Here is a 14,990-nt window from a genome sequence, read left to right on the forward strand (position 1 = left end):
TTCTTCCCTTACAACAGAGTTTTACGATCCGAAAACCTTCTTCACTCACGCGGCGTTGCTCCATCAGGCTTTCGCCCATTGTGGAAGATTCCCTACTGCTGCCTCCCGTAGGAGTCTGGGCCGTGTCTCAGTCCCAGTGTGGCCGATCACCCTCTCAGGTCGGCTACGCATCGTCGCCTTGGTGAGCCATTACCTCACCAACTAGCTAATGCGCCGCGGGCCCATCCTATAGCGACAGCCAAAACCGTCTTTCAGTCTTTCACCATGAAGTAAAAGAGATTATTCGGTATTAGCCCCGGTTTCCCGGAGTTATCCCAAACTATAGGGTAGGTTGCCCACGTGTTACTCACCCGTCCGCCGCTAACGTCGAAGGAGCAAGCTCCTTCTCTGTTCGCTCGACTTGCATGTATTAGGCACGCCGCCAGCGTTCGTCCTGAGCCAGGATCAAACTCTCCATAAAAAGAAATTTGATTCGCTCAAATTGTTTTGCTGGCATCCATTTTGATGTCCAAAATTTTTGTTTTGTTCACTAGCCAAAGCTAGCTACTTAAAACGTTATTGATTACGTTTTGCTTGTTCAGTTTTCAAGGTTCATTTAAATTTAGTGTGTCACCTCTTGGCGACTTATTTATAATACCAAGATACTAAAATAATGTCAACACTTTCTCTAAATTTATTTTAAAAAGTATATTTAGAGTCTTCTTGCCCTGCTAGACATGGAAAGAATTTCTTATTGATACCCAAGTAGAATGGATATCATGATTTCTGAAGGTAGCCTAGCCCTTGAAAATAAAACTATTTATATGTAGTTAACTCCTCTTGATGGTTGGAATAACTACACACAGAAAACACTATCTTCAAATTTACTCACTGATTTATGATCTTCTATGAGTTATTGATTGAGAGCAATATAAAAAGCTTTGTTGCCTGTGTTTTAAAAACAACACGAAGATAAAGTGTATCTCTAACATAAAAAATGGTTAGAACTTATGAAATCAATTCTATTGTTTGGAAATCTTTCAGAAGATTACCTTTGTAAAAGAAAAATAAATATTTTAGATGCAGAATGGATTACAAAATGAATAGTTTAAATCGAAAAGAGTTTTGTTCCAGCACTGGAAATACTAGAATTCAGAAATTCAGATTAAACAACGAGAACTTCCAAAAAATTGAACTTAAAAGGATTAGAAAGCGGTGATGGCAGTTTACTTGGGATTTTAGGAGCGAGTTACTTCATCGAATAATGAGGATGTCGAAAAATATTGACTCTAAAAACAAAGGGTTATCAATTCCCTATTTGTCTCATTCTTGGCGATATATCGAAAGCTTAAAACCAGCGATTTTAGAAAGGGAAGATTAGCTAAAACAATTGTTACATCCTTACTAAGAACAACCCTATTGATTGAACATCATTCAGCATATAGAAAATTACCACCGTGATATTAACCGAAAACAGTAACTATAATAGAACCTTCTTTCATCGTTAAGTGTATTTTTCAGTAATCACAATTATTTATACCTTAAATCCTCTATGTGTCAATTTTTAAGAACCTGGAACTATTGGTGAGTAAATAAATACTGCCGTCACTTCCAAACTACAATGATAAATCATTTATAACAGACTACTGTCCCTTACTTTTTCAACATCATGTCAGAATTAAACCTCATTACTTTATTTGATTGGAGCACATAGATCATTGATGTTGTGGATGTCAAAAAGTCTTTTCAAAACAAAGGATTACGAAGATTTCCAAAGTGTACCGACTGTTCCTTTGCATGATTACTTTAATCAAGTATATTGAATCTTTTTAACACTTAATTTTGAACTTGCTGCGAATATAATATTAACCAATTAACAGAAATGATATAAACGTAAGGCTCAAATCACAGTAACCTTTGATTTTTGATGAATCTTTATAAAATTAAAAATCACCTATCTACTATCGATTAATTATTAATAGTAGATAGATGTATCGTTCTTTTTATAACAATTCAGATGCCTTTTTACATATTGGTGATGATTCGTGAGATATAAAAGGTACGATTTTTGCTTAAATCAAAAATCTCTCCTGAATGAAGTAATTTAATAAGTGGTCGTGTAGGTGCAAATTTATTAACAAACATGACTTCGCCACGCTCTAAATTAGAAAGCTCAACAATTGTGCCAATAGGTAAGTCTGCCACAATATCAATTAGTGCACGTACTACTTTAATATCGAACTTGCCAAATTCAGATTCATTAATCATTTCTATAACTTTAAATGAGGATTGCCGAGACCTATACACTCGTTCACAAGTCATGGCATGGAAAACATCTGCCACAGCAATAATTTGCGCAAAAACAGAAATATTAGCAATCTTTTCACCCTTAGGATAGCCACTTCCATTTAAACGTTCATGGTGTTGGAAGATAGCTTCTTTCATTGTCTCCTTTAAAATCGTTAAATCCTTCACCATATTATGGCTATAAATAGGATGCTTATAGATTTCATCAAATTCCTGCTCTGTTAAAGGTGATTTTTTATCACGAATACGTGGATGTACTTTCGCCATGCCACAATCAGCCAGTAAACCACCAATCGCTACTTGAATGGTCATGCCTCTATCATACCCTAGCTTTTGAGCAATAACTGCAGAAATTAATGCCGTCGCTATACAATGATGATATAAATAGTCTTTGGGATTTGAATACTCATTTAGATCAAAAACAATAGTACGATCCTCTAGTACCATTTCTACTAGGGGTAAAATAATTGTCCTAGCTTTCGCTATATCTACCTTAGCACCCGCTTCCCAATTTTTAAATTCCCTTTTAAATTGTTCGACTGAACGATTATAAACTTTTCTAAAAGTAGGGATTTCTTCTATCATAACCTCTATATTTGTTTCTTTCTTTTCAGCTTGAGTATCACTCTGCCCTTTATAAACGGGTACATGAGATATATTAAATGCTTGAAAGACTTGCAAATGTACATAGGAAATCATTGTGTCTTTAAAAATGATAGGATATTGTGTATTGGCAAAAATATCTTCAGAAATGACTCGACCAACGCCTAACTCTGAAATCGGTACATGTATAGTTTCCATGAAATAAACACCTCTTCACTATTTAGCTTGTTTCATTGAAGGTATTTCCATTTTATCACGGAATTCAAAATAGTTACTTATTTTTCATAATTTATAGTGAAAAACCGATGAACGACTCTCAATGGTCATCATCGGCTTTTCATTATTCTTCTATATTCTCTTCATCTTCGTGAGAATCTTCCTCTTTTTCAATCTTGGCCACTGTTGCCACCTGTTCATCATCCCCTAAGCGGATTAAGCGAACGCCTTGTGTACTACGGCCAATTAATGAAATATCATTAACATCCATACGGATCAACATTCCATTAATTGTAATAAGCATTAAATCCTCAGAGCCATCCACTGTTTTTACAGCTACCATTGGACCGTTTTTATCGGTAATATGGATTGTTTTTAACCCGACTCCGCCACGGCTTTGTAAACGATATTCCTCTTCAGCAGTACGTTTACCATAGCCTTTTGCAGTAACAACTAAAATTTCTTGGCCTGATTCAACGATTTCCATTCCTACGACTTCATCACCATCACGGAGCTTAATACCTCGTACACCGCCTGCTGTACGACCCATAGAACGAATATCTTCCTCTTGGAAACGAACAAGCATACCATCACGTGTACCAATAATTACTTGCTTATCGCCATCTGTTAATCGTACTGAAATAAGATCATCATCTTCTCGTAAACTAATGGCAATCAGCCCATTTGTTCGGATATTGGCAAATTGAGACACAGGTGTACGTTTGGTAATCCCCGTTTTCGTTGTAAAAATAAAGTACGCATCCTCAACAAATGAATCAACACGAATCATAGCTGTTACTTTTTCATCTTTTTCAATATTGAGCAGGTTAACAATTGGTAAGCCTTTAGCTGTACGACCAAACTCTGGAATTTCATAGCCCTTTGCTCTAAATACTTTACCCTTTGATGTAAAGAATAAAATCGTATCATGAGTAGAAGTATTCATGAGATGCTCTACAAAATCGTCTTCATTTGTACCCATACCTTGTACACCACGGCCACCACGTTTTTGTGAACGGTATGTATTGGCAGCTAGACGCTTAATATAACCGTTATGCGTCAATGTTACGACTGAGTTTTCTCGTGGAATTAAATCTTCATCCTCAATCATTTCAAGGCCACCAGCAGTAATTTCTGTGCGACGCTTATCATTGTAACGCTCTTTAATTTCAAGCATTTCCTTACGAATGATTTCAACTATCTTTGCTTCATCCGCTAAAATTGCCTTTAATTCCCCAATTAATCTTTGTAACTCTTGGTATTCAGCTTCAATTTTTTCACGCTCTAAGCCGCTTAAACGAACAAGACGCATATCGAGAATTGCCTGTGCTTGTCGTTCACTTAAAGTAAAACGCTCCATTAAGACAGGCTTCGCTTCTTCCCCACTACGAGAGCCGCGAATAATCGCGATAATTTCATCGATATGGTCAAGTGCGATACGTAACCCTTCTAAAATATGTGCACGCTCTTCAGCCTTGCAAAGTTCAAACTCTGTCCGGCGAGTAATGACTACTTTTTGATGCTCTAAATAATGATAGAGCGCCTCTTTTAAGCTTAAAATTTTTGGTTGCCCATCTACTAGTGCGAGCATGTTTACGCCAAAGCTCGACTGCATTGCCGTTTGCTTGTATAAATTGTTCAATACAACATTTGCATTCGCATCACGACGTACTTCAATGACGACACGCATCCCACGACGGTCTGATTCATCGCGTAAATTGGTAATGCCATCAATTTTTTTATCACGTACAAGCTCAGCAATTTTTTCGATTAATTTTGCTTTATTTACTTGATAAGGCAACTCATGAATTAAAATTGTTTCTTTACCACTACTATTTTGTTCAATTTCTACCTTTGCTCGAATAATAATAGAGCCACGACCTGTTTCATAAGCTCGACGAATACCAGAGCGACCAATAATCAAACCACCTGTTGGGAAGTCTGGTCCTGGTATAATTTCCATTAACTCTTCTGTAGTAATCGTTGGATTTTCAGATAGAGCAAGCACAGCATCAATCGTTTCACCAAGCTGATGTGGCGGGATATTTGTCGCCATACCTACTGCAATACCAGAAGCACCGTTTACAAGTAAGTTTGGATAACGAGATGGCAATACTTTTGGCTCTCGCTCACTACCATCGTAGTTCGGCTCATAATCAATTGTATCTTTATTAATATCACGCAGCATTTCCATGGCAATTTTCGACATACGCGATTCCGTATAACGCATCGCAGCCGCGCCATCACCATCAACAGAGCCGAAGTTTCCATGTCCATCTACTAGCATATAGCGATAGCTAAAATCCTGTGCCATACGAACCATGGCATCATAAATAGAAGAATCACCATGCGGATGGTATTTCCCCATTACATCCCCTACGATACGGGCACTTTTTTTGTACGGCTTATCGGATGTATTGCCTAACTCCTGCATTCCATATAAAATTCGACGATGCACAGGCTTTAAACCATCTCGTACATCTGGTAAAGCACGCGATACAATAACACTCATCGCGTAGCTTAAAAATGATGTTTTAATTTCAGTCGTAATATTTCTTCCTTGAATATTTTCATGTTCGATCTCAGACAAAATATAGACCTCCCTTCCAAACGATTAAATATCTAAATCTTGAACATACACAGCGTTTTCTTCAATGAAATGACGGCGCGGTTCAACGTCATCGCCCATTAGTTGGTCAAAAATTCGATCTGCTTCAATTGCATCGTCTAGTTCAACACGAATTAATGTACGATGTGCTGGGTCCATTGTTGTTTCCCATAGCTGCTCTGCATTCATTTCACCTAGACCTTTATAGCGCTGCACGTTTGGCTTTGGTATGCTTGATAATCGATTTAAAATTTCATCTAACTCCTCATCTGAATAGCAGTACTCTACATGCTTCCCTTGCTTTACCTGATATAACGGGGGCTTGGCTGCATAGACATAACCTGCCTCGATAAGCGGACGCATAAAGCGGAATAAAAATGTTAATAGTAGCACTCGAATATGCGCACCATCGACATCAGCATCTGTCATTATAATAATTTTATGATAACGGGCTTTTTCTAAATTGAATTCTTCTCCAATTCCAGTACCAAAAGCTGTAATCATAGCACGAATTTCAGCATTTGAAAGAATACGATCTAAACGCGCCTTTTCAACGTTTAAAATTTTCCCACGCAACGGTAATATGGCTTGGAAATGACGATCACGTCCACTTTTCGCAGAACCGCCAGCTGAATCACCCTCAACAATATAAATTTCACAGTCAGCTGGATTTGTCGAAGAACAGTCAGCTAATTTACCTGGTAAACTTGATACTTCGAGAGCATTTTTGCGACGAGTAAATTCACGTGCCTTTTTCGCTGCTACCCGTGCCCGAGCTGCCATTAAACCCTTTTCGACAATCTTACGAGCTATCGTTGGATTTTCTAACATAAAACGCTCAAAGCCATCTGAGAATAGTGAGTTCGTAATTTGGCTTACCTCTGAATTCCCTAGCTTTGTTTTTGTCTGTCCTTCAAATTGAGGATCTGGATGTTTGATAGAGACAATAGCAGTTAATCCTTCACGTACATCCTCACCTGTCAGATTGGCATCAGCTTCTTTTAATAGCCCATTTTTACGTGCGTAATCATTAATAACGCGTGTAAGTGCAGTTTTAAAACCAGACTCATGCGTACCACCTTCATACGTATTAATATTATTAGCGAATGAAAAAATATTGGAAGAAAATCCGGCATTATATTGCATAGCAATTTCAACTGAAATACCATCCTTTTCTCCAAGTACGTCAATCGGATCATGAATAGGATCCTTCGATTGATTAAGATGCTCTACATACGAACGAATACCACCTTCATAGTGATATGTAGTAGAACGTTCCTCTTCTTCACGTTCATCTGTAATCGTAATTTTGATACCACGGTTTAAGTAAGCTAATTCTCGAATACGATGCGCTAAAATATCGAATTCATAAATGGTTGTTTCCTTAAAGATTTCCGGATCGGCTTTAAAGCGTGTAGTTGTACCATTATGATTAGTCTCACCAATAATTGTTAACTCTTGAACTGTTTTTCCACGTTCAAATTTAATTTCATGGATATGTCCCTCACGATGAACTTGAACGATTGTCTCAACAGAAAGGGCATTTACAACTGAGGCCCCAACACCATGAAGACCACCAGATACTTTGTAGCCTCCACCGCCAAACTTACCCCCAGCATGTAAGACAGTCATAATAACTTCAACTGCTGGCTTACCCATTTTTTCTTGAATGCTTACAGGAATCCCACGTCCATTATCTTCTACGCGAATCCAATTCTCTTTTTCAATTGTCACTTTTATATCTGTACAAAATCCTGCAAGTGCTTCATCTATACTATTATCAACAATCTCCCATACTAGATGGTGAAGCCCCTTCGAGCTTGTTGAACCGATATACATCCCTGGTCTTTTTCGTACTGCTTCTAAGCCCTCTAAAACTTGTATCTGATCGGCCTCATAAGCTTGGTTTTGTAAACCTTCGTTCTCTATAGCCACGGCTTTCATCTACTCCTTCATAACATCATTGTGTGTAAATGAATGAACAGTCAACCGAGCTGACTATTACCATTCTTTTGTAATCTAAAAAACTACCCTGGCTAACTTTCTTCAATCGCTCCTTGTTTCACGTGGAACAGTTGAGCCTGCTCCATTGTCTCATGATGAATTCCATCAACGTTTGTCGTTGTGACAAAGGTTTGGACTTCACCTTGAATAGTGTTTAATAAGTGCGATTGGCGATAATCATCGAGTTCCGATAATACATCATCTAAAAGTAGGATGGGTGTTTCGTTTGTTTCTTGTTTAATTAATTCAATTTCAGCAAGTTTTAAAGACAAGGCAGTTGTACGTTGCTGTCCTTGTGAGCCATAGGTTTGAACATCATAATCATTTACCAAAAACTGCAAATCATCGCGATGTGGTCCAATTAGTGTTACACCTCTGTCAAATTCGCGCTCTCTCGCTTCGATCAATTTTCGATGTAAAATATGTTCAATTTCGTTAATGGTATGTTCTTTTTCAATACCAGCTACTGTACGATATTTTATAACCAGTGTTTCTTTTCCTTGAGATATCCCTGCATGTATAGGCTCAGCCCACTCCTGTAATAAATCCATAAATTGAAATCTTTTACGAATAATTTGGATAGCTGCCTGAATATATTGTTCATTGTAGACCTCATACATCACATCATTTGACATAGATTTGCCTTGGTTCATCTTTAAGAAGTGGTTACGCTGTTTTAAAATTTTTTGAAAGGTCAATAAATCATGCAAATAAACAGGCGAAATTTGCCCAATCTCCATATCAATAAAACGTCGGCGTATTTGCGGACTACCTTTTACGACATTTAAATCTTCTGGTGCAAACATAACAACGTTCATTTGGCCAATATAATGACTAAGGCGACTTTGCTCTATATGATTTATCTTGCCCTTTTTACCCTTCTTTGTAATCGTAAGCTCTATTGGTAAAATACCGTGCCTTTTTTGAACGGCCCCTTCTATTTTACCATAGTCTGAATCCCAGCGTATCAATTCTTTATCGTTCGTTGTACGATGCGATTTAGCCATTGCTAATACGTAGATAGATTCCATAACATTTGTTTTTCCTTGAGCATTTTCACCAATGAAAACATTAATTTTTGGAGAGAGGTTTAAAGCTAAGGCATCATAGTTACGATAATTTGTTAGTTTTAATTGCTCAATATGCATAATTTACTGTCCAGCTGGTCCTACAATTTGAAAGCGACCACATCCAGGAATATTTACAATATCTCCGTTACGTAATTTACGACCTCGACGATCATCTACTTCACCATTTATATAAACAGCGTTTTCTTGTAAAAACCATTTGGCCATTCCACCTGAACTAATGGCATCTGTTACTTTTAATAGCTGCCCCAGCGTAATGAACTCCTCATCAATTTTAATGTCCTGCATAGTGTGTTCCCCTCCGAATACAGACTTTCTTTCTCTCTATCATACCTAAAATTTCACTATAAGTAAAAAAAGATAGCCGCAATAAGCGACTACCCTAGCCTTTTAGTCCATTTAGATTTTCAAATCTTTTAGTAAGTTCGTACAGGTAAAATTAATTGGAGTATAGCATCATCATGAACAGAGCGTAAAATAAATGGTCTCATTGCCCCTGTAAATTGAATTACTACATCTTGGCCATCAATAGCTTTCAATGCTTCCATCATATATTTTGCGCTAAAAGAAATTTTTAGATTTTCCCCTTCTAGTGATTCGACGGGAATTTCCTCTTGTACTTTCCCAATTTCAGGTGAATTAGAAGAAACTTCAACAGCTTGATGATCTAATATTTCAAAACGTACAACATTATTACGATCACCTCGTGCCACTAATGATGCACGGTCAATCGCTTGTAATAAAGCTTTACCATTGATCGTTACATTTGTTTGATATTCTTCTGGAATTAGACGTGATGTATCTGGGTAATTTCCTTCAAGTAAACGAGAGAAAAATAGTACATCATCCGCTTTAAATAATACTTGCTGGCTTGTAATAACAATTTGTACAGGATTTGTTGAGTCTTCTAATACTTTATTAAGCTCATTTAAACTTTTTCCTGGAATAACAACACTATGCTCAACTTCTGGTAAATTTTCCAGTTGAACTTTACGTCTTGCTAAACGATGACTATCTGTTGCAACACAGATTAACGTTTCGTTTTTAATTTGCCAGTTTACACCTGTCAACACTGGTCTACTTTCTGAAGTGGCAACAGCGAACACCGTTTCGCGAATAATTGTTTTTAACAAATCAGCAGGAATAGTAAATTTTTGATCCTCTGTTAGTTCAGGCAATAATGGATACTCAGTAGCATCAGAGCCAATTAGATGAAATTCTGATTTACCAGAACGGATATGTGTTTGGAAACCAGATGTTACATGAATTTCAACATCATTTGTTGGTAATTTACGTATAATTTCATTAAACATACGGGCTTGGACAACAATTGATCCTGTTTGGACAACCTGAATAATTTGTTGTCCATCTTCTTCAGCTGGAATAAATGTTTGAATTGTAATATCAGCATCACTACCTGTTAAACGAATACCTTCCTCTGTCACATCAATTTTAATACCAGTTAAGATTGGAATAGTTGTTTTAGAGCTTACAGCCTTCATCACATCATTTAGACCCTCTAATAAACGGTCACGTAAAATATCAAATTTCATTTATTTTCCCTCACATATATATATTATTTATTTATATAAAATAAAAAGATATAGTAATAGGCCCTGTGGATTTGTGGATAAGTATATTTAAAGCGAATAAAATCAGTCTATCCACATGTAGATAGACTGTGCATAAGTTTGTGTTTAAATATTGGAGTTGTCCACAGCTATTACTTTCCTAGCATGCTACGAATTTGTTTAATATCTTGTTGAAGCTGAGCGTCATTTTTCAACAAAGAAGATATTTTTTCGTGTGCATGAATAACAGTCGTATGGTCACGTCCACCAAATTCTTCACCAATTTTCGGCAGCGAGAAATCCGTTAATTCGCGTGATAAATACATTGCAATTTGGCGTGGAAAAGCAATTAATTTTGTACGTTTTTTTGCAGCGAAATCTTCTAAACGAATACTAAAATGTTCTCCTACTGCATTTTGAATATCTAGTATGGTTACGGTGCGTGGCTTTGAATTTGGAATAATATCCTTCAATGCTTCAGCAGCTAATGTCGCTGTAATATCTTTATTAACCAGTGATGAATAGGCAACGACGCGAATAAGCGCACCTTCAAGCTCCCTAATATTGGAGTCAATCTGGTTCGCGATATAAAGCATTACCTCATTCGGTACCTCTAGGCCATCTGCCTTTGCTTTTTTGCGTAGAATCGCAATACGAGTTTCCAAGTCAGGCGGCGCAATATCAGTGATTAAGCCCCATTCAAAGCGTGAACGCAGCCGATCTTCCAACGTTGGAATTTCCTTTGGCGGTCGGTCACTCGATATAACAATTTGTTTTGATTCTTCATGCAATGTATTAAACGTGTGAAAAAACTCTTCCTGCGTTGATTCTTTTCCTGCCAGGAATTGAATATCATCAATTAGTAGCACATCTACGTTCCGATATTTATTGCGAAAATCAAGTGCTTTGTTATCACGAATAGAGTTAATAAACTCATTTGTAAATTTCTCAGATGATAAGTAAACTACTTTGGCATTAGGATTATGCTCCAATACATAATGACCAATCGCATGCATTAAGTGTGTTTTCCCTAGCCCAACTCCCCCATAAATAAAGAAGGGATTATATGCCTTCGCAGGTGCTTCAGCGACAGCTAGTGAGGCAGCATGTGCAAAGCGATTACCAGAGCCAATAACAAACGTATCAAAAGTATACTTCGGGTTTAACATACCTGGTGAAATATCGTGGTGATCGTTATTTTTTGCTTGGATAATCGGCGCCGGCAAATCGAAATCGTCCGAACCCTGACTTTTTTGAACAACAAATTTAATAAGCAAGTCTTCGCCTGTAAGCTCCGTTAATATACCTGTAATCAAATGAATATAATGATTTTCAAGCCAGTCTCGAGCAAACGAATTTGGCGCAGCAATTGTCACAGTGGAACCACTACCATTGTAGGATAGTAGTTTTGTAGACTTTAGCCACGTTTCGAAGCTTGGTTTAGAAATTTTTTGTTCTACCTGAGCCAGGACATTATTCCATAGTTCTTCTAAATGTTCCAAGCTGCTAATCTCCTTTACAATGTTCAGTACATAAAAACGCGCATTTATAGAAAAGGTAAATACGTTCATTTTACAACTCATCCACATACTCACATATTGTGGATAACAGTTAACCAAAGGCTGTGATAAAAATTATCCACAACATATTAACAACTGTGGATAATTAAATTATTCATTTTAGTTTTCAACAAAGTGAAGCACAGTAATCGTATCAGAAAAACAAAGCTATTTCAATAGTTTGTGAAACTTATCCACACACCTTATAGTTATGCACTTTTGAGTTGTCCACAGGATCTGCTTATGTGAAAAAGCTGTAGATAATCACTGTGGATAAAAAATATTGCAAAAAATACTATACACAACCCTGTGTAAAAAAAACAAGAGGTCTGTGGATAATTATTTTTGTTAAAATCAACGCTGTAGATTAATTGGTTAAAAGAAAATTATGAAATACATTGACAGATTAGCTAGATACCTTATATAATATTCGAGTCTGTATGTTGAAAAATTCAACTCATTCAGGAGGTGTCTATATACAATGAAACGTACTTACCAACCAAAAAAACGTAAGCACAGTAAAGTTCACGGTTTCCGCGCACGTATGAGCACGAAAAACGGTCGCAAAGTTCTTGCTGCTCGTCGTCGTAAAGGAAGAAAAGTTTTATCAGCATAAAATAAGTCCACTGAGCCACATCAGTGGTCTTTTTTTTCTTTATTTTTGGTAAACCTAGAAATGAGGATCAAAAGATATTATCTAATAGCAGGTGAAAGTAATGAAAAAACGCCAGAGAGTTAAGAAAAATGAAGATTTTCAAAAGGTGTTTAAAAAAGGTAAATCTTTCGCTAATCGTCAGTTTGTTGTTTATTTTTTAGTAAAAGAGGGACAAACGGAATTTCGTGTAGGTTTATCAGTTAGTAAGAAGCTTGGGAATGCGGTAACACGCAATCAAATAAAACGCTATATTCGGCAAAGTATCCATGAATTAAAAGATGAACTAAAGCCGAATATGGATTATGTTATTATCGCCAGACATCCGGCGGCCACTATGGATTTTCATGAAGTGAAGCAAAGTTTGCAGCATGTACTACGAATCGCAAAAGTATTAAGAAAAGTGTAATATATGCAACCAAGTGGTCTGTATTGTTAACAATAAGAAAAAGTGAATTTATATCTTTCAAATACACGTAGGGGTATTTTTCGCAGGGGTTTACTGACATATATGTAAATTTGCCAGAAAACTTAACGAATAAATATATATAGTTAGAATATTTAGTAGAGTGAAACGTTATAGGCATGATAAAATAACTGATAGCTTTACCTTCATTTAATAGTGAGCGTCTAAGCACAAAATGAATGAAGTAACGGTGTCACTGATTTTGAGGTGAGAAACTGTCAGTGAAGAAAGAAAATGCATATAGAATTAAGAAAAAAGTGAATAGTAATTGTAGGAGGAAGAAGGTTGAAAAAACAACATTGGGTAATTTTGTCACTAGTATCAGTAGCCTTATTACTGTCTGGGTGTACAGAATTCAATGAACCAATTTCCAAAGACAGCACTGGCTTCTGGAATGAATTCATTGTTTGGCCACTTGTATCAGCGATAAAATTCTTTGCTGATCTGCTTGGTACGTATGCATGGGGAATCATTGCCGTAACGATTATTATCCGTTTAGCAATTTTGCCATTAATGATTAAACAAACAAAGAGCTCTAAAAAGATGCAAGAAATTCAGCCGAAATTGAAGGAACTGCAAAAGAAGTATGCTTCTAAGGATGCACAGACACAGCAACAGTATCAGAAAGAAATGATGAAGCTAATGAGTGAATCTGGTGTAAACCCAATTGCAGGATGTTTACCAGCACTTATTCAAATGCCAATTTTAATTGGCTTCTATCATGCCATTAGTCGTATGAATGCTACATCTACGTTTGATTTAGGGAATTTCTTTATCTTCCCGTTAGCAGATCCTGCACCAGCATTGGCGATCATTGCAGGCTTAACGCAATTGATTGTATTACGTACAGGACCAGCAATGGATAATCCTCAAATGAAAATGATGATGTATATTATGCCATTTATGATTATTGCCTTTGGTATGGCTTTACCAGCTGCATTACCACTATATTGGGTGATCGGAAACATTATTTCGGTTGTTCAAAACCTGCTTATTTATAAACCTTGGAATAAAGATAAAACACAACCTGCTCAAAATGGAGGGGCTAAAAAGTGAAACAACTTACGCAAATAGGCGCAACAACACAAGAAGCGATCTCATTAGCGTTACAGAAACTTGGCAAAACCCGTGAACAAGTAGATGTTGAAGTTTTACAAGAAGGTAAAAAAGGATTTTTAGGTTTTGGCGCACGTTCTGCAGAAGTTCGTGTGACAGTAAAAGAAGTTGAGGTTCCGATAATTGAAAGTGACAGGGCTGAACCGCAAATAATAACTCAATTCGACGAACCATTAGCAGTAGATGAGGTTGAAGCAATAAGTTCACAAGTTTCTGAGCAACCAAGTGAAATCGAAGCTATTCACCAAATCGTAAAGGAACAAAATGATGAAGTAAATTTAGTCAATCCAATTGAAGAGGCAAAGACTTATTTAGTCAAAATTGCTGAGCAATTGGCTATTGATGATCTTGATATTACAACGACACGCGAAGGAAAATATGTCTTATTTCAGCTGAAAAGTGAGAAAGCTGCACTGCTTATAGGAAAACGTGGTCAAACACTGAATGCCCTACAGCATTTGACACAGCTTATGTTAAATAAAAGTGCCAAGCAGTTCTTGATGGTGAAATTAGATGTAGAAAACTATCGTGAACGTCGTCAAGAGGCTTTAGAATTACTGGCAGATCGTATGGCAGACAAAGCGTTACGCTTAAATCAACGTGTGGCATTTGAACCAATGCCATCTTACGAACGAAAAATAATTCATAATCAATTAGCCAATCGTTTAGATCTTGAAACATATTCTGAGGGCACAGAGCCTAATCGCTATTTAGTGATTGAACCTGTAAAAAATAAATAAACGAGTCACATACAGACAATATATTTTGAAAGGTCATTTTATCTTCGCGATAAAGTGACCTTTTTTAGTGTGACATAGCAA

General features: G+C 36.8%; 11 protein-coding genes and 1 rRNA gene (1 of these 12 cut by a window edge). 4 read left to right on the plus strand and 8 right to left on the minus strand.

Going from position 1 to position 14,990, the window contains the following annotated elements; translation table 11 throughout:
• The 8 genes from ADM90_RS22325 to dnaA all read right to left on the minus strand — a co-directional run.
• A 16S ribosomal RNA gene (locus ADM90_RS22325) occupies window positions 1–460 on the minus strand; it reaches 912 nt to the left of the window's first position.
• A 1,544-nt stretch (window positions 461–2,004) separates the two neighbouring features.
• Window positions 2,005–3,087, minus strand: a complete 1,083-nt coding sequence (locus ADM90_RS22330) for an HD-GYP domain-containing protein (protein WP_053997064.1) — start codon at window positions 3,085–3,087, stop codon at window positions 2,005–2,007.
• A gap of 142 nt (window positions 3,088–3,229) precedes the next feature.
• The gene (gene gyrA, locus ADM90_RS22335; protein WP_053997065.1) at window positions 3,230–5,695 is read right to left on the minus strand and encodes a DNA gyrase subunit A; all 2,466 of its coding nucleotides are present in this window, start codon (window positions 5,693–5,695) and stop codon (window positions 3,230–3,232) included.
• A 24-nt stretch (window positions 5,696–5,719) separates the two neighbouring features.
• Complete coding sequence (gene gyrB, locus ADM90_RS22340) at window positions 5,720–7,657, minus strand: DNA topoisomerase (ATP-hydrolyzing) subunit B (RefSeq protein ID WP_053997066.1); 1,938 nt, start codon at window positions 7,655–7,657, stop codon at window positions 5,720–5,722.
• Window positions 7,658–7,749: 92 nt separating this feature from the next.
• Entirely contained in the window at window positions 7,750–8,865 is a 1,116-nt protein-coding gene (recF, locus tag ADM90_RS22345) for a DNA replication/repair protein RecF (protein WP_053997067.1), read from the minus strand.
• Window positions 8,866–8,868: 3 nt separating this feature from the next.
• Entirely contained in the window at window positions 8,869–9,093 is a 225-nt protein-coding gene (yaaA, locus tag ADM90_RS22350) for a S4 domain-containing protein YaaA (protein WP_053997068.1), read from the minus strand.
• Window positions 9,094–9,221: 128 nt separating this feature from the next.
• The gene (dnaN, locus tag ADM90_RS22355; RefSeq protein ID WP_053997069.1) at window positions 9,222–10,358 is read right to left on the minus strand and encodes a DNA polymerase III subunit beta; all 1,137 of its coding nucleotides are present in this window, start codon (window positions 10,356–10,358) and stop codon (window positions 9,222–9,224) included.
• 170 nt (window positions 10,359–10,528) lie between these two features.
• Complete coding sequence (gene dnaA, locus ADM90_RS22360; RefSeq protein ID WP_053997070.1) at window positions 10,529–11,878, minus strand: chromosomal replication initiator protein DnaA; 1,350 nt, start codon at window positions 11,876–11,878, stop codon at window positions 10,529–10,531.
• A 538-nt stretch (window positions 11,879–12,416) separates the two neighbouring features.
• Here dnaA and rpmH point away from each other — a divergent pair.
• From rpmH to jag, 4 genes are all read left to right on the plus strand, one after another.
• Complete coding sequence (rpmH, locus tag ADM90_RS22365; protein WP_004233310.1) at window positions 12,417–12,551, plus strand: 50S ribosomal protein L34; 135 nt, start codon at window positions 12,417–12,419, stop codon at window positions 12,549–12,551.
• A gap of 100 nt (window positions 12,552–12,651) precedes the next feature.
• Entirely contained in the window at window positions 12,652–12,996 is a 345-nt protein-coding gene (gene rnpA, locus ADM90_RS22370; protein ID WP_053997071.1) for a ribonuclease P protein component, read from the plus strand.
• A gap of 342 nt (window positions 12,997–13,338) precedes the next feature.
• The gene (gene yidC / locus ADM90_RS22375) at window positions 13,339–14,109 is read left to right on the plus strand and encodes a membrane protein insertase YidC (RefSeq protein ID WP_053997072.1); all 771 of its coding nucleotides are present in this window, start codon (window positions 13,339–13,341) and stop codon (window positions 14,107–14,109) included.
• On the plus strand, window positions 14,106–14,909 hold the full coding sequence (gene jag / locus ADM90_RS22380; protein WP_053997073.1) for an RNA-binding cell elongation regulator Jag/EloR: 804 nt from the start codon (window positions 14,106–14,108) through the stop codon (window positions 14,907–14,909). The genes yidC and jag overlap by 4 nt, the downstream gene beginning before the upstream one ends.
• The last annotated feature ends 81 nt before the right edge of the window (window positions 14,910–14,990 follow it).

Origin of the sequence: Lysinibacillus macroides, from assembly GCF_001281525.1 — a bacterium.
Taxonomy (GTDB): Bacteria; Bacillota; Bacilli; order Bacillales_A; family Planococcaceae; genus Lysinibacillus; species Lysinibacillus macroides.